Origin of the sequence: Sphingomonas sp. PvP056 (assembly GCF_040549155.1) — a bacterium.
Lineage (GTDB): Bacteria > Pseudomonadota > Alphaproteobacteria > Sphingomonadales > Sphingomonadaceae > Sphingomonas.
On record NZ_JBEPST010000001.1, the window covers coordinates 624462 to 639257 of the forward strand.

16 protein-coding genes are annotated in these 14796 nt (G+C 65.5%); 9 read left to right on the top strand and 7 right to left on the bottom strand.

Annotated elements, in window-relative coordinates:
• The first annotated feature begins 5 nt into the window (after window positions 1-5).
• On the top strand, window positions 6-371 hold the full coding sequence (locus ABIC17_RS02975; protein WP_354279155.1) for a MerR family transcriptional regulator: 366 nt from the start codon (window positions 6-8) through the stop codon (window positions 369-371).
• 309 nt (window positions 372-680) lie between these two features.
• Here the strand turns inward: ABIC17_RS02975 and ABIC17_RS02980 are convergent, their stop codons facing one another.
• From ABIC17_RS02980 to ABIC17_RS02990, 3 genes are all read right to left on the bottom strand, one after another.
• A complete protein-coding gene (locus ABIC17_RS02980) occupies window positions 681-2252 on the bottom strand; it encodes a peptide chain release factor 3 (RefSeq protein WP_354279156.1) in 1572 nt (523 codons plus the stop codon).
• A 17-nt stretch (window positions 2253-2269) separates the two neighbouring features.
• Window positions 2270-3148, bottom strand: a complete 879-nt coding sequence (locus tag ABIC17_RS02985; RefSeq protein ID WP_354279157.1) for an aldose 1-epimerase family protein — start codon at window positions 3146-3148, stop codon at window positions 2270-2272.
• Between the two features lie 108 nt (window positions 3149-3256).
• Complete coding sequence (locus ABIC17_RS02990) at window positions 3257-4288, bottom strand: quinone-dependent dihydroorotate dehydrogenase (protein ID WP_354279158.1); 1032 nt, start codon at window positions 4286-4288, stop codon at window positions 3257-3259.
• Window positions 4289-4519: 231 nt separating this feature from the next.
• Between ABIC17_RS02990 and ABIC17_RS02995 the strand changes: the two genes are divergently transcribed.
• The 8 genes from ABIC17_RS02995 to galU all read left to right on the top strand — a co-directional run bounded on the left by ABIC17_RS02995 (window position 4520) and on the right by galU (window position 11368).
• Window positions 4520-4933, top strand: a complete 414-nt coding sequence (locus tag ABIC17_RS02995) for an SUF system Fe-S cluster assembly regulator (protein ID WP_277970935.1) — start codon at window positions 4520-4522, stop codon at window positions 4931-4933.
• Between the two features lie 142 nt (window positions 4934-5075).
• Window positions 5076-6560, top strand: a complete 1485-nt coding sequence (gene sufB, locus ABIC17_RS03000; protein ID WP_131530406.1) for a Fe-S cluster assembly protein SufB — start codon at window positions 5076-5078, stop codon at window positions 6558-6560.
• Between the two features lie 57 nt (window positions 6561-6617).
• Entirely contained in the window at window positions 6618-7361 is a 744-nt protein-coding gene (gene sufC, locus ABIC17_RS03005; RefSeq protein ID WP_354279159.1) for a Fe-S cluster assembly ATPase SufC, read from the top strand.
• Window positions 7362-7482: 121 nt separating this feature from the next.
• Window positions 7483-8232, top strand: a complete 750-nt coding sequence (locus ABIC17_RS03010) for a SufD family Fe-S cluster assembly protein (RefSeq protein ID WP_354279160.1) — start codon at window positions 7483-7485, stop codon at window positions 8230-8232.
• A gap of 124 nt (window positions 8233-8356) precedes the next feature.
• Window positions 8357-9577 (top strand): cysteine desulfurase, encoded by a 1221-nt coding sequence (locus ABIC17_RS03015; protein ID WP_354279161.1) that lies wholly within the window; start codon window positions 8357-8359, stop codon window positions 9575-9577.
• Window positions 9578-9586: 9 nt separating this feature from the next.
• Entirely contained in the window at window positions 9587-10045 is a 459-nt protein-coding gene (locus ABIC17_RS03020) for an SUF system Fe-S cluster assembly protein (RefSeq protein WP_354279162.1), read from the top strand.
• Complete coding sequence (locus ABIC17_RS03025; RefSeq protein WP_354279163.1) at window positions 10045-10398, top strand: HesB/IscA family protein; 354 nt, start codon at window positions 10045-10047, stop codon at window positions 10396-10398. Before ABIC17_RS03020 ends, ABIC17_RS03025 begins: the two co-directional genes overlap by 1 nt.
• A 100-nt stretch (window positions 10399-10498) precedes the next feature.
• A complete protein-coding gene (galU, locus tag ABIC17_RS03030) occupies window positions 10499-11368 on the top strand; it encodes a UTP--glucose-1-phosphate uridylyltransferase GalU (protein ID WP_354279164.1) in 870 nt (289 codons plus the stop codon).
• A 228-nt stretch (window positions 11369-11596) separates the two neighbouring features.
• On the opposite strand, the gene ABIC17_RS03035 is transcribed toward galU, so the two are convergent.
• From ABIC17_RS03035 to pdxH, 4 genes are read right to left on the bottom strand one after another with little or no spacing between them, the layout of a single operon-like run.
• Window positions 11597-12361 (bottom strand): metallophosphoesterase, encoded by a 765-nt coding sequence (locus ABIC17_RS03035; protein WP_354279165.1) that lies wholly within the window; start codon window positions 12359-12361, stop codon window positions 11597-11599.
• 54 nt (window positions 12362-12415) lie between these two features.
• Window positions 12416-13246, bottom strand: coding sequence for a PhzF family phenazine biosynthesis protein (locus tag ABIC17_RS03040; RefSeq protein WP_354279166.1), 831 nt, complete (start codon window positions 13244-13246; stop codon window positions 12416-12418).
• Entirely contained in the window at window positions 13243-14187 is a 945-nt protein-coding gene (locus ABIC17_RS03045; protein ID WP_354279167.1) for a cation diffusion facilitator family transporter, read from the bottom strand. Before ABIC17_RS03045 ends, ABIC17_RS03040 begins: the two co-directional genes overlap by 4 nt.
• A complete protein-coding gene (gene pdxH / locus ABIC17_RS03050) occupies window positions 14184-14765 on the bottom strand; it encodes a pyridoxamine 5'-phosphate oxidase (RefSeq protein ID WP_354279168.1) in 582 nt (193 codons plus the stop codon). The genes ABIC17_RS03045 and pdxH overlap by 4 nt, the downstream gene beginning before the upstream one ends.
• Window positions 14766-14796 lie beyond the last annotated feature (31 nt).

Here is a 14796-nt window from a genome sequence, read left to right on the forward strand (position 1 = left end):
GCACCATGGCAACACTACCGACACCGCCCGTCAAGGCGGAAGGCGCCTATCGCACGATCGGGGAACTGTCGCGCGATACGGGATTGCCGCAGCACATCCTGCGCTATTGGGAAACGCGTTTCCCGCAACTGCGGCCGCTGCAACGCGCCGGTAACCGGCGTTATTACCGACCGGCCGACGTGGCGCTGGTGCAGCGCATCGCCAAGATGCTCAACGAGGATGGCTATACCATCCGCGGGGTGCAGCAGGCGTTGATGGCGGAGCGCAAGCGCCCCGTCGCCAGCGCGCCGTTGCCAGCCGCAAGCTACGGCACGATCCTCGCCGTGCGCGAGGCGCTGGTAGAGGCGTTGGAGCAGGACGCTGCGGCCTAGGACTTGGCGCGGCTAAACCCCATCCGTTCGGCTGAGCGAAGTCGACGGCCCTTGCGTTGCGCTGGCGGCTTCGACTTCGCTCAGCCCGAACGGGGGGGCGGGACGCAAGCTCAAATACCCCCTGTTCGTCTCAAGCATAGTCAGGCGCTGGAACAGGACGCTTTGTCCTGAGTGGGTACGTCGGAGCACCCACCCATCCGTTCGGCCTGAGCGAAGTCGAAGGCCCCTGCGGTGTGTGTGGGGCTTCGACTGCGCTCAGCCCGAACGGGGGACGGGACTCAGGCTAAAATCCTTCGCCCTCGCTCTCGCTCAGCGTTCGCGCGTCGCCGCGAACGTCACCTTGGGGTAGCGATCCGCGACATAACCGACGTCCCACGCGGTCTTCGCCATATAGACCGGGTTGTTGTCGCGATCCTTCGCCATCGACGTGCGGTTCAAGTCCATGAACGCCTTGAGATCCGCCGGATCCGCCGCCGAGACCCAGCGCGCGGTGTCATACGGCGCCATTTCGAGCCCCGCATCGACCTTATACTCCGCCTCGAGCCGCGATAGCAGCACTTCGAGCTGAAGCTGCCCGACCACGCCGATGATCCAGTTCGACCCGATCTCGGGATAGAACACCTGCGTCACGCCCTCTTCGGCCATGTCGTCGAGCGCCTTGCGCAACTGCTTGGTTTTGGTCGGGTCCTTCAATGCGACGCGGCGCAGGATTTCGGGCGCGAAATTGGGCAGCCCGGTAAAGCGCACGTCCGCGCGCTCGGACAAAGTATCCCCCACCCGCAGCGTGCCGTGGTTGGGGATGCCGATGATGTCACCCGGAAACGCCTCGTCCGCCAGCTCGCGCTCGCGCGCGAAGAACAGGATCGGCGAGTGAATCGCGATCGGCTTGCCGTGGCCGGTCGGCGTCAGCTTCATGCCGCGCTTGAACGTCCCCGAACACAGCCGCATGAACGCGATGCGATCGCGGTGGTTGGGATCCATGTTCGCCTGGACCTTGAACACGAAGCCGGTGACGTCGGCACGTTCGGGCAGCACCTGCTCGGGCTCCGCGGGCTGCGGGCGCGGACCCGGCGCATGGCGGCCGAGTGCGTCGATCAACTCGGCGACGCCGAACTCCTTCAGCGCCGAGCCGAAATAGACCGGAGTCTGGTCGCCGCCGCGATACGCCTCGACATCGAACGCGCCGTAACCGCCGAGTGCGAGCTCGGATTCGTCCTGGAGCAACTGCAGCCCCGCCGGGCTCAGCGTGGTGGCGAGCGCGGGGTCGTCGAGCCCGGTGAAGCTCAGCGCCTTGCCGAGGAACTCGCGGCTCGGCCCCTCGGGCTGGCTCAAGCTATTGGCGTGGAGATCGTACACCCCCTCGAAATCGCTCCCCATGCCGACCGGCCAGCTCATCGGCGTGACGTCGAGCTGGAGCATCTCGGCGATCTCGTCGAGCAGTTCGAACGGGGGGCGCCCCTCGCGGTCGACCTTGTTGACGAAGGTGATAATCGGCACCGAGCGCAACCGGCAGACTTCGAACAGCTTGCGCGTCTGCGCCTCGATCCCGCGCGCAGCGTCGATCACCATGACCGCCGAGTCGACTGCGGTCAGCGTGCGATAGGTGTCTTCGGAAAAGTCCTCGTGGCCCGGCGTGTCGAGCAGGTTGAAGGTGAGCCCGTTGCGTTCGAACGTCATCACCGACGACGTCACCGAGATCCCGCGCTGCTGCTCGATCTTCATCCAGTCCGAGCGCGCGCGGCGGTTCTGCCCGCGTGCCTTGACCTCGCCGGCAAGATGGATCGCGCCGCCGAACAGCAGCAGCTTTTCGGTCAGCGTGGTCTTGCCGGCGTCAGGGTGGGAGATGATCGCAAAAGTGCGGCGGTCGGACGTGTGATTCATCGCTGCGCTGTAGCGCCTCAGCCCTCCAACGTCACCTGCAACCCACAGGTCAGCGTAGCGCCGGGCGCGATCTCGACGATGCCCGGTTTCTCGCGGATGTCGCCCGCGAAGCCCGTCGGGTCGGCGATGCCGTGCCACGGCTCGATACAGATGAACGCGGCACCCGGCTTGGTCCAGATCCCGAGCATCGGCATGTCGGGGAAATCGACGCGAAGCTGCGGCCCGGTCGGCGCACCATAAAGCACGCTGCGCGAGCGGACCGAATCCCAGATCAGCGCATCGCGTTCGAACAAGGCATCATCGAGCGCGAGCGTGCGACCGTCGAGGGGAGACGGACGGCGTTGTTCGATGATCGCGTTGCCCGCGAGTTCGCGCAAGTCATCGGGTTCGTCCTCCGCGAAGACGATCCGGTGCTCGCCGCGCGGCAGGCCGTAGGGTAAAGGCCAGGCGAAGGCGGGGTGGAAGCCGAAGCTCGCGGGGAGGCTGGTGTCGTTGCGGTTCTCGATCGCCACCGAAATCGCCAGCGTCGCGTCGGTGATCGTGTAGGTTACGCGCAACGCGAAAGCGAAGGGATAGGCGGTGCGGGTTTCCGCATTGTCCTCGAGGAGGAACACCGCGCGGCTCGCATCGTGCTCGATCAGCGTGAAAAGGCTGCGGCGGGCGAAGCCATGCTGCTTCATTGGATAGGCAGTGCCGTTGACGTGCAGCTCGTCGCCGTTCAATCGCCCGACGATCGGGAACAGCAACGGCGCATGGCCCGCCCAGAAGGCTGGATCGGCGTTGGTCATCAATTCGCGGCCATCCGCATCGTGGAGATGCGTCAGTTCCGCGCCGATCGGATTGATCGCGGCGGACAGATGCGGCGTGGCGATGTGGATGAGTTCGGGTGCAGACATCGGACCATTCCTTCGAAGCGGATCAACGCGCCCTATCCATCGGGCTGGGGTCACGCCAGCGCATCGGTGGGTTCGGACCAGATTTCAAACCAATGGCAGCAACGTTGATCAGCCGTCGACGCCAACCGCAGCCGCCACATTTGTAAAGCCGTCGCGCTCGAGCGCCGTCGCCAGGCCATGCGTGATCCTTCGTGCCAGGCCCGGCCCGCGATAGACCAGCGCGCTGTACAGTTGGACCAGGCTCGCACCTGCGCGAATGCGGGCATAGGCTTCGTCCGCGCTGTCGATCCCGCCCGCCGAGATCAGCGGCATCGCGCCCCCGGTCGCGTTGCGGAAATCGCGCAACCGCTGGCGTGCGAGCGGCGCAAGCGGCGCACCCGACAGGCCGCCCGTCTCGCCCGCATTGGCTGAGCGCAAATCGGGGCGCGAGATCGTCGTGTTGCTGACGATCAGCGCATCGACATGATGGTCGTTCGCCGCACGCGCGATCGCGTCGATCGCGGACGCGTCGAGATCGGGGGCGACCTTGAGGAACAGGCGGGGTGTCGTGCCGATCCGGCGCGCATCGTCTGCGGCGGCGAGCAGGTCGGTCAGTTCGCGGCCATGCTGGAGATCGCGTAGGCCAGGCGTGTTGGGGGACGAGATGTTGACCGTAACATAATCCGCGATCGGCGCCGCCGCCGCGACGCCGTGGGCGTAATCCGCGATCCGGTCGGGCGCATCCTTGTTCGCCCCGACGTTGATGCCGAGCACCCCGCGCCGCTTCGCCGCTTTCGCACGCGGGAGGGCGGCGTGGATGCCGCCGTTGTTGAACCCCATGCGGTTGATGACGGCTTCGTCCTCTTGCAAGCGGAACAGCCGCGGGCGCGGGTTGCCCGCTTGCGGGAGCGGGGTCAGCGTGCCGATCTCGACGCTGCCGAAGCCCAGCCCGAAAAAGCCGTCGATCGCCTCGCCATTCTTGTCGACCCCGGCGGCGAGTCCGAGCGGGTTGGCGAAATCGAGCCCGGCGACGGTGGTCCGCAGGATCGGAGCGCTTTTTGGCGCGGAGCCTGGGAAGCGCGCCAGCAACTTGATCGTCAGGCCGTGTGCCTGTTCGGCATCCAGCGCGAACAGCGCGGGGCGGAGGAGGGGGAAGAGCATGGCGCCTGATGACACTGGTGCAGGCCTGCGTCAAAGCGCCCTTCTCCGTCACCCTGAACTTGTTTCAGGGTCCACTGCGCCGCAAGTCCGGTCCGTGCCTGCTGCACAGTGGACCCTGAACTGCGTTCAGGGTGACTGAAAAATGAGCGGCGGCGTTGTCACCCACAGGGGTTGACCGACTCACCCCGCACCCCCATTTGCAATCCTACCAGATCAGTCCGATTGGAGCTTATGCGTCTTTCCAGCCTTGCCGACTATGCCGTCGTGATGATGTCCGCCGCCGCGCGACATTGCGGTTCGTCGGGTCGGCTCAACGCGACGCAACTCGCCGAGGAGACGGGACTTCCATTGCCGACCGTGCAGAAGCTCGTCAGTCGTCTGTCCGCGGGCGGGCTGATCGAGAGCACGCGCGGCACCGGTGGTGGTTTCCGCCTCGCGCGCCCCGCCGCGGCGATCTCGCTTGCCGAGATCATCGAGGCGGTCGAGGGGCCGATCGCAATGACGACGTGCGTCGACGAGGGCCGTCACGATTGCGCGCTTGAAGGCGATTGCCGGGTCAAGCCGCACTGGAACGTCGTCAACGGCGCCGTCCGCGGCGCGCTCGACGGTGTTTCGCTGGCCAGCCTGTCGAGGGCGCCGGCATGACCGCTCAGCGCGAAGCGCCTTCAACCCCCTTCTTCCTTTGCGGCTTTGCGTCTTTGCGTGAGTCAGACTTTCTCACGCAAAGACGCAAAGCCACGAAAAGTTTTAGAGATTCATCAAGCCGCTGCGCGGCGAGGATTTGACGATGGCTACCAAGAATGCGCAGGCCTATGAGGCCGTCAACAAGACCTATGAGTGGGGCTTCCACTCCGACATCGAACAGGACTTCGCGCCCAAGGGGCTGAGCGAGGACACCGTCCGGTTCATCTCCGCCAAGAAGGGCGAGCCGCAGTGGATGCTCGACTGGCGGCTCAAGGCGTTCCGCTTGTGGCAGACGCTCGAATCGCCTGATTGGGCGAAGCTCAATCTCGAACCGATCGATTATCAGGACGCGTTCTACTACGCCGAGCCCAAGCCGAAGCCCAAGCTCGGCTCGCTCGACGAGGTCGATCCAGAGATCCTGCGCGTCTATGAGAAGCTCGGCATCCCGATCGCCGAGCAGAAGATGCTCGCGGGTGTCGAGGAGCTTGGCGAGGACGGCCAGCCCAAGCGTCGCGTCGCCGTGGACGCCGTGTTCGACTCGGTCTCGGTCGCTACCACGTTCCGCAAGGAGCTCGAGGCCGCGGGCGTCATCTTCCGCAGCATTTCGGAAGCGATCAAGGAATATCCCGAGCTCGTCCGCAAGTGGCTCGGCCGCGTCGTGCCGATGACCGACAATTATTTCGCCACGCTCAACGCCGCGGTGTTCAGCGACGGGACCTTCGTCTACATCCCCGAGGGCGTCCGCTGCCCGATGGAGCTGTCGACCTATTTTCGCATCAACGCCGAGAATACCGGCCAGTTCGAGCGCACGCTGATCGTCGCCGACAAGGGGTCGTACGTCTCGTATCTCGAGGGCTGCACCGCCCCGATGCGCGACGAGAACCAGCTTCACGCCGCGGTGGTCGAGCTGGTCGCGCTGGACGATGCCGAGATCAAATATTCGACCGTCCAGAACTGGTATCCGGGCGACGAGAACGGCAAGGGCGGGATCTACAATTTCGTCACCAAGCGTGCGCTTTGTCAGGGAAAAAACTCGAAGGTGTCGTGGACGCAGGTTGAGACCGGCAGCGCGATCACGTGGAAATACCCGTCATGCGTGCTCAATGGCGAGAATTCCGTCGGCGAATTCTATTCGGTCGCGGTCACCAACAACCGCCAGCAGGCGGATACCGGCACCAAGATGATCCACAACGGCAAGGGATCGCGCTCGACGATCGTGTCGAAGGGGATTTCGGCGGGGCGTTCGGACAACACCTATCGCGGGCTGGTGCGCGTCGCGCCGGGTGCGGAGGGCGTGCGCAACTTCACCCAGTGCGATTCGCTGCTGCTGGGCGATCAGTGCGGCGCGCATACCGTGCCGTATATCGAGGTGCGCAACCCGTCGGCGCAGATCGAGCATGAGGCGACCACCTCGAAGATCAGCGACGACCAGATGTTCTACGCGATGCAGCGCGGGCTCGATTCGGAGAGCGCGGTGGCGTTGATCGTCAACGGGTTCGCCAAGGAAGTGCTGCAGCAGCTGCCGATGGAATTCGCGGTCGAGGCGCAGAAGTTGCTGGGGATCTCGCTCGAAGGCTCGGTGGGGTGAACCCCACCACACACCGGCGTGACGCTGGAAATATTGATACGAATTTGCGGAAGACAGATGCTTAAAATCACCGACCTCCACGCCGAAATCGACGGCAAGGAAATCCTCAAGGGCCTTTCGCTCACCGTCAACGCGGGCGAAGTCCATGCGATCATGGGCCCGAACGGCGCGGGCAAGTCGACGCTCGGCTATGTCCTCGGCGGACGGCCTGGCTATGAAGTGACATCGGGTTCGGTGGAATTTGCCGGGCAGGATCTGCTCGAGATGGAGCCGCACCAGCGTGCTGCGGCGGGGCTGTTCCTCGGCTTCCAGTATCCGGTGGAAATTCCCGGTGTTTCCAACGTCCAGTTCCTGCGCGAAGCCTTGAACGCGCAGCGCCGCGGTCGTGACGAAAAGCCGTTGTCGGGTGCCGAGTTCCTCAAGCTCGCGCGCGAGCAGGCGGCGGCGTTGTCGATGGATGCCGAAATGCTCAAGCGCCCTGTAAACGTCGGTTTTTCCGGCGGCGAGAAGAAGCGCAACGAGATGGTCCAGATGGGAATCGTTGATCCCAAGCTCGCGATTCTCGACGAGACTGACAGCGGGCTCGACATCGATGCACTGCGGATCGTTGGCGACGGCATCAACAGAATCATGCGGAAACCAGACAAAGCGGTCATCCTCATTACCCACTACGAGCGACTTTTGAGCTATGTTGCGCCCGATTTCGTCCATGTTTTGTCGGCCGGGCGCATCATCCGCTCGGGCGGACCGGAACTCGCGGCCGAGCTCGAGCGCGAAGGCTATGCCGGGGTGGTTGCGTGAGCCGCTTGCGCATCAGCAAGCCCCTCCCCCTCGGGGGAGGGGTTGGGGTGGGGCTGTCACAAGCGCTGCTCTCCGTGAGACACTTCCCCACCCCCAGCCCCTCCCCTGAAGGGGAGGGGAGATGAGCGTGCTCGCCGTCCCAACCCGCCGCGATGAGACGTGGCATTATAGCAACCTCGAAGCGGTGGCTTCGGTCTGGCCCGTCCAGACCGAAGTGATCGACGTGCCTGCAGGCGAGTCGATCGCGCGCGTGATCGTGCAGGACGCCGCGACCGACATCGTCGCGATCCGCGATTACCGCGTGATCCTGCGGGAAGGCGCAACCGCGACGTTTCATGTGCTCAACACCGGCGGCAGCTTCGGGCGTATTGCGATCGATGTGACATGCCACTCGGGCTCGCATTTCGAACTCGGCGGCGCGATGCTGGGGACGGGGGAGCAGACGCTCGAGATCGTCACCACGCTCAATCATATCGAGCCCAATGCCACCTCCAACCAGGTGGTGCGTACAGTGCTCGGCGGGCGCGCGACGGGGTCGTATCTGGGCAAGGTCGCGGTCGCGCGGCATGCGCAGAAGACCGATGCGTCGCAGAGCGTGAAGGCGATGCTGCTCAGCCGTACCGCGACCGCGAATGCGAAGCCTGAACTCGAGATCTACGCCGACGACGTGAAGTGCGCGCATGGCGCGACCGTGGGTGAGCTGGATGCGAATGCGCTATTCTATCTTGCATCGCGCGGGATTGCGCCGGCGCAGGCCAAGGTGATGCTGTTGGGCGCGTTCATCGGGTCGGTGTTCGACGGGATCGACGATCCGGCCGAGCGTGTGCGCGTCGAGGCGGCGGCGCAGGCGGCGTTGGAGCGGTTGTTGTGAGCGCGCGCGACCTGCTCCCCTCCCTGCAAGGGAGGGGCCGGGGGTGGGTTGGCCCGTTGGACGGGCCGCGTTCACCCCTCATGCCGACCCACCCCCGACCCCTCCCTTCCAGGGAGGGGAGGAGATGAACGTGATGACTGAAACCCGCACCGCCGCGCTGGACCATGTCGCGGATTTTCCCGCGATCCCCGCTGGCTGGGCGTATCTCGATACCGCCGCCACCGCACAGAAACCGCAGCCGGTGATCGACGCGATCACCCGCGCCTATGACTCGTCCTACGCGACCGTGCACCGCGGCGTGTACCAGCGCTCCGCCGACATGACGCTCGCCTATGAGGCTGCGCGGCGAAAAGTCGCGAGCTTCCTGGGCGCAGGCAGCGCGGACGAGATCGTCTTCGTCCGCGGCGCAACCGAGGGGATCAACCTCGTCGCACACAGCTGGGCGGGGACGCAGCTCAAGGCGGGCGACCGCATCCTGCTGTCGCAGCTCGAGCATCACAGCAACATCGTGCCGTGGCAGATGGTCGCCGAGCGCGTCGGTGCGCATATCGACGTGCTCCCGCTGACCACGGATCACCGGATCGACCTCGACGCGATGGCGGCGATGATCACGCCGCAGCACAAGCTCGTAGCGCTCGCGCATGTCTCGAACGTGCTCGGCTCAGTGCTCGACGGCAAGCGCGCGGCGGAGATCGCGCATTCGGTAGGCGCGAAGATCCTGCTCGACGGGTGCCAGTCGGTCCCGCGGATGCGCGTCGACATGGCCGCGCTCGATTGCGATTTCTTCGTCTTCTCGGCGCACAAGCTGTACGGCCCGACCGGGATCGGCGTGTTGTGGGCGCGACCCGAATTGCTCGACGTGATGCCGCCCTATCAGGGTGGCGGATCGATGATCGATAGCGTCAGCTTCGAACGCACGACCTACGCGCCGCCCCCGGGCCGGTTCGAGGCGGGAACGCCGCACATCGTCGGCGCGCTAGGGCTGCATGCCGCGATCGACTATGTCGAATCGATCGGGCTCGACAAGATCCACGCGCACGAAACCGCGCTCGTCACGATGACGCGCGAGGCGCTGTCGCAGATCAACTCGCTGACGCTGTTCGGGCCTGAGGATTCCGCTGGAATCGTTAGCTTTTCGATTCAGGGGGTGCATCCGCACGACATCGGCACCATCTTGGACGAAGCGAAGGTGGCGGTACGCGCCGGCCACCACTGCGCACAGCCGCTGATGGCATCGCTCGGCGTCGATGCGACGGCCCGCGCAAGCTTCGGTGTCTACAACACCGCCGCAGACGTCGAGGCGCTGGTCCGTGGGATCGAGCGCGTGACGCGAATTTTTGGGTAGGACTTTCACATGAGTGACCGGATCGAGATCGAAGAGGTGACGGGCGTCGAGCAGCCCCCGCGCGCCCGCGTCGAAGCCGCAACCGAGACGTTCGAGCGCAAGCGCGATTATCTCGAGGGCTTCCTCACGCAAAAGCCGCAGGTCGAAGCGGCGGGTGCGCCCGGCGGCGCGGTGTACGAAGGCGTGATCGAAGCGCTCAAGGACATTTACGACCCGGAAATCCCGGTCAACATCTACGACCTGGGCCTGATCTACGCCGTCGAGGTAACCGAGGCCGGACACGCCGTCGTGATGATGACGCTCACCACGCCGAATTGCCCGGTCGCGGAATCGATGCCGGGCGAAGTCGAACTTCGTGTCGGGTCGGTCCCCGGGGTCGGCTCGGCCGAGGTCAACCTCATCTGGGATCCGCCATGGGATCCCGCGAAGATGTCGGACGACGCGAAACTCGAACTGGGGATGCTGTAATGGCGACGATCGCCCGCCCGCGGCCTGCCGCGCTCAACCTGACCCCTACGGCCGAAGCGCGCATCGCTGACCTGATGCAGCGCGCGCCGGCGGATGCGATCGGCGTCAAGCTGTCGACCCCCAAGCGCGGTTGCTCGGGCCTCGCTTATTCGGTCGATTATGTGAGCGAGGCGAAACCGTTCGATGAGCGGATCGATACCGCCGGCGGGACATTGTTCGTCGACGGCGGCTCGATCTTGTATCTTATTGGGTCAACGATGAATTGGGTGGAAGACGACTTTACCGCCGGGTTCGTCTTCAACAACCCGAATGCCAAGGGCGCATGCGGTTGTGGCGAGAGTTTTACCGTATAAGCAGCCGGACCGGCATATTGTCGGGGTCAACGCCCTTTAAATTCGTGTTGCGGCGCGGTAACGCCTTCGGGGATTAATACGTTCTCGAAGGAATATTGCGATGGCCATTAAACCTCTGCGCAAGGCTGTTTTCCCGGTTGGCGGACTGGGCACGCGATTCCTTCCGGCGACGAAGGCCGTGCCGAAGGAAATGCTCCCGGTCGTCGATCGTCCGCTGATCCAGTACGCGGTCGACGAAGCGATCGAAGCCGGCATCGAGCAGATGATCTTCGTCACCGGTCGCGGCAAGTCCGCGATCGAGGACCATTTCGACATCGCGTATGAGCTCGAAGCGACGATGTCCGCCCGCGGCAAGTCGCTCAAGCTGCTCGAGCAGACCCGCCTTGCACCCGGCGCGGTGGCCTATGTCCGCCAGCAGGAGCCGATGGGGCTTGGCCATGCGGTGTGGTGCGCGCGCGATATCATCGGCGACGAGCCGTTCGCCGTGCTGCTTGCAGACGATTTCATGGTCGGCGAGCCGGGCTGCCTCAAGCAGATGGTCGCTGCTTATGAAAAGACCGGCGGCAACATCATCTGTGCGCAGGAAGTCCCCGACGACATGACGCACATGTACGGCGTCATCACACCGGGCACGCGCGACGGCGCGCTGACCGAGGTCAAGGGCCTGGTCGAGAAGCCCGCCGCGGGCACCTCGCCGTCGAACCTGGCGGTGATCGGGCGCTACATCCTCCAGCCCGAGGTAATGCGCATCCTCGAGACGCAGGGCAAGGGCGCCGGCGGCGAGATCCAGCTGACCGACGCGATGGCGCGGATGATCGGCGACCAGCCGTTCCACGGGCTGACCTTCCAGGGCAAGCGGTACGATTGCGGCGACAAGGCGGGCTACATGACCGCCAACCTTGCGGTCGCGCTGACCCGGCCCGAGATCGCCGAGACGGTCCGCATCTTCGCGGTCGACTTGCTGAAGTAAGCCGAGCGGGCGGTACGGGGTAGTTGAGGCGAGACGCCGATTGCTCTGTACCGCCGGCTTCCCCGGCGAAGGCCGGGGCCCAGTCGTGATGGCCAATGTAACGATGCGCAGCGCGCGGATTACGATCGGCTCGCTCCTTGGCCCCGGCCTTTGCCGGGGAAGGGCCTTAGGGAAGCGCTTGAACGGAACGCCGGTCGGCCGCTACCGGCGTGGCACTGCCCCTGTCGTTCAGCCGGGCCGCTGTGCGGTGATATAGCGGCGCTCGGTCCCCTCCAGACAGATTGCGGTCAAGATGCCGCTGGCATAGGCGCCGGTGTCGATCCCGATCCGGTTGTCGCGTTCGTCCGGTGTCGTGCTGATCGTGTGCCCGTGAATGACGAACGCCGGATGGTGCACGCGGCTGTCGAGAAACGCCTCGCGGATCCAGCGCATGTCCGCGGCTTTCTGGTCTTCCAGCGCAATGCCCGGCTTGATCCCGGCGTGGACGAACAGATAATCCCCGAAGCGGAACGAGTCCTCGAAGCGTGCGACGAAGGCGAGGTCGCGTTCGGGGACGACTGCGCGGATCATGCGCGCCACGGTCGCAGCGTCCGCGGTCTCGAACGCATCGACATCGATCCCATAGCTTTCGGCGAATTCATACCCGCCGAAGCTCAGCCAGTCGAAAATGCTTTCCTGATCGGTCCCGAGCACGCGCAGCAGCATTTCCTCGTGATTGCCCATCAGGAACACCGGATCGGGGAGATGGGCCTGATTGCGCGCGAGCAGTTGCAGGACGCCACAGGAATGCGGACCGCGATCGATCAGGTCGCCGAGGAAGACGACCCGCTCGTTCGTGCAGGGACGCGACCGTCGATCCGCTTCGATCCGGGCGAGCAGGTCCAGCAGCAGGTCGAGCCGGCCGTGCACGTCCCCGATCGCATAGACGCGGCTGTCGGGTGGCGTGGTCGGCGGGATGCGCTCGGTCTTGAAGGGGTTTCGAAACAATCGCACGGTCGGCCTTCTGTCGCGGATAGGACGGGACGACGCGCCCGCCGCGGTATCGCGCTAGAGGAAGAAGACGCCCTCCAGCACCGTCACGCACCGGCCGCCGAGCACGACCCGGTCGCCGTCGAGCCGACACGTCAGATGCCCGCCGCGCGCGCTAGCCTGATAGGCGGTGAAACGGTCGCGGCCCAGCCGCTGCGTCCAATAGGGGGTCATCACCGCATGCGCCGATCCCGTCACCGGATCCTCGTCGATCCCCGCGCCGGGGGCGAAGACACGGCTGATGATGTCGGTGTCGTCGCCGGGTGCGGTGACGATCGTCAGCACGTCGGGTTCGGCGCTGCCCGAAACCGTAGGGTCCGCTTCCGACGGGCGGCCGAGCGCGCGGAAGTCGGGGTCCAAGGCGCGGATCTGCGCGGCATTCTCGAGGACGATCAGTGCATAGCGATGCGGGTGCCACAGCGTTTCGACCGCTGAGCTCAGGCCCAGCGCAGCGACGATGTGCGGCAGCGGGCTGGGTTCGGCGGCCCAGGCGGGGAGCGCGAGTTCATAGCCGTCGCCCACCCGCGTCACCGACAGGATCCCCGCCTTGCGCGTGCGGAACCGCACCGTCGTGAGGGCAGGGTCGCTGCTCAGGACATGATGCCCGCTCGCCAGCGTCGCATGGCCGCACAGCACGACCTCCGACGTCGGGGTGAACCAGCGGAGTTCGAACTCGCTCACGCCGGTCGTGTCGGGAACGATGAAGGCGGTCTCGCTGAGGTTGTTTTCCGCAGCGACCGCCTGGAGCACCGCGTCGTCGAGCCATTCGGTCAGCGGCATGACCGCTGCAGGATTGCCCTCGAACGGCTTCGTCGCGAACGCGTCGATCTGTGCGATGGGGAGCTTCATACCCGTTTTCCAAACCAGTGCGGGGTGACGTCGGCTTCGACCAGTGGGTTGTCGGTGTCGACATGGCCTTCGGGGTCGAGATGGATCAGCACCTCAACCTTGGGGAAGGCACGGCGAAGGGCGACCTCGACATTCTCGACCACGTGATGGGCCTCGGCGACGGTCATGTCGCGCGCGACCTCCATGTGGAATTGCGCGAAGTCATGCGCGCCCGAATGCCGCGTGCGAAAATCGTGGATGCCCTTGATGCCGGGCTGGCGCGCGGCGACCTCGATGAAGTCGCGGCGCATGTCCTCGGGCCATTCCTTGTCCATCAGCTGATCGATCGCGTTGGACGAGGCGCGGAACGCGCCATAGGCGAGCCATAGCGCGATCACGATGCCGAAGATCGGATCCGCGCTGCGCCAGCCGAGATACTGGTCGAGCACGAGCGCGATGATGACCGAGCCGTTCAGCAGCACGTCGGACTGGTAATGGACGTTGTCCGCGACGATCGCGACCGACCCGGTCTGGCGGATGACGGAGCGCTGATAGGCGAGCAGGCCCATCGTCGCGACGATCGCGATAATGGAGACGCCGATGCCGAATTCGGCCCCCTTGGTCGGCTCGTTGCTCCCGAACGCGAGCACCGCGCGCCAGCCGATCCCGGCGGCGGATGCGGTGATCAGCATGACCTGGAACAAAGCGGCGAGCGCCTCCGCCTTGCCGTGGCCGAAGCGGTGGTCGTGATCGGCGGGCTGCGCCGCCAGCCGCACGCCGTACAGCGTGACGAGGCTGGCGAGCAGGTCGAGCCCCGAATCCGCGAGGCTGCCGAGCATCGCGACCGATCCGGTCGTCCAGGCGGCATAGGTCTTGAGCGCGATCAGCCCGCACGCCATCGCCACGCTCGCAAGCGCGGCGCGGACAGTATGCGGGATCGCGAGACGTTGTTCCTCGGTCATGGGAAAAGCAGTCCTTCCGACCAGTTGCCGTCGGCGTCGGGGGTAAACAGGCGGCGCTCGTGGAGCCGGTGCGCGCGGTCCTGCCAGAATTCGATGCGGTCGGGGACGACGCGGTAGCCGCCCCAATGCGGCGGGCGCGGGACATCGCCGCCCGCGAACCGTTCGGTCATTGCGGTAAACGCGGCCTCGAACGTGTCGCGCGTGTCGAGCGGGCGCGATTGCTCGCTTGCCCACGCGCCGAGTTGTGAATCTCGACCGCGAGAGGCGAAATAGGCGTCGGACTCGGCGTCGCTGACAGGTGCGAGCGCGCCTTCGATGCGGATCTGGCGGCGCAGCGATTTCCAGTGGAAGAGCAGCGCGACCTGCGGGTTCTCCGCGATCGCACGCGCCTTGCGGCTTTCGCGGTTGGTGTAGAAGACGAAGCCGTCGCGGCCATGCCCCTTGAGCAGCACCATCCGCGACGACGGCCGCCCCGCCGCATCGGCGGTGGACAGCGTCATCGCGTTGGAGTCGTTGATCTCGCTCGCGCGCGCCTCGGCATACCAGGCGTCGAACAGGGGGAAGGGGTCGCTGGACATGGGTGCGCTCTACCGCGTGACGGCGCGCGCG

Bases quoted from the DNA above. Each gene is read 5' to 3' on its own strand.
- ABIC17_RS03040 (WP_354279166.1), bottom strand. From the start codon at position 13,246: ATGAAGCTCCCCATCGCACAGATCGACGCGTTCGCGACGAAGCCGTTC.
- ABIC17_RS03025 (WP_354279163.1), top strand. From the start codon at position 10,045: ATGGCGACGATCGCCCGCCCGCGGCCTGCCGCGCTCAACCTGACCCCT.
- ABIC17_RS02995 (WP_277970935.1), top strand. From the start codon at position 4,520: ATGCGTCTTTCCAGCCTTGCCGACTATGCCGTCGTGATGATGTCCGCC.
- ABIC17_RS02975 (WP_354279155.1), top strand. From the start codon at position 6: ATGGCAACACTACCGACACCGCCCGTCAAGGCGGAAGGCGCCTATCGC.
- sufC (WP_354279159.1), top strand. From the start codon at position 6,618: ATGCTTAAAATCACCGACCTCCACGCCGAAATCGACGGCAAGGAAATC.
- galU (WP_354279164.1), top strand. From the start codon at position 10,499: ATGGCCATTAAACCTCTGCGCAAGGCTGTTTTCCCGGTTGGCGGACTG.
- pdxH (WP_354279168.1), bottom strand. From the start codon at position 14,765: ATGTCCAGCGACCCCTTCCCCCTGTTCGACGCCTGGTATGCCGAGGCG.
- ABIC17_RS03045 (WP_354279167.1), bottom strand. From the start codon at position 14,187: ATGACCGAGGAACAACGTCTCGCGATCCCGCATACTGTCCGCGCCGCG.
- ABIC17_RS03015 (WP_354279161.1), top strand. From the start codon at position 8,357: ATGAACGTGATGACTGAAACCCGCACCGCCGCGCTGGACCATGTCGCG.
- sufB (WP_131530406.1), top strand. From the start codon at position 5,076: ATGGCTACCAAGAATGCGCAGGCCTATGAGGCCGTCAACAAGACCTAT.
- ABIC17_RS03010 (WP_354279160.1), top strand. From the start codon at position 7,483: ATGAGCGTGCTCGCCGTCCCAACCCGCCGCGATGAGACGTGGCATTAT.
- ABIC17_RS03020 (WP_354279162.1), top strand. From the start codon at position 9,587: ATGAGTGACCGGATCGAGATCGAAGAGGTGACGGGCGTCGAGCAGCCC.
- ABIC17_RS02990 (WP_354279158.1), bottom strand. From the start codon at position 4,288: ATGCTCTTCCCCCTCCTCCGCCCCGCGCTGTTCGCGCTGGATGCCGAA.
- ABIC17_RS02980 (WP_354279156.1), bottom strand. From the start codon at position 2,252: ATGAATCACACGTCCGACCGCCGCACTTTTGCGATCATCTCCCACCCT.
- ABIC17_RS02985 (WP_354279157.1), bottom strand. From the start codon at position 3,148: ATGTCTGCACCCGAACTCATCCACATCGCCACGCCGCATCTGTCCGCC.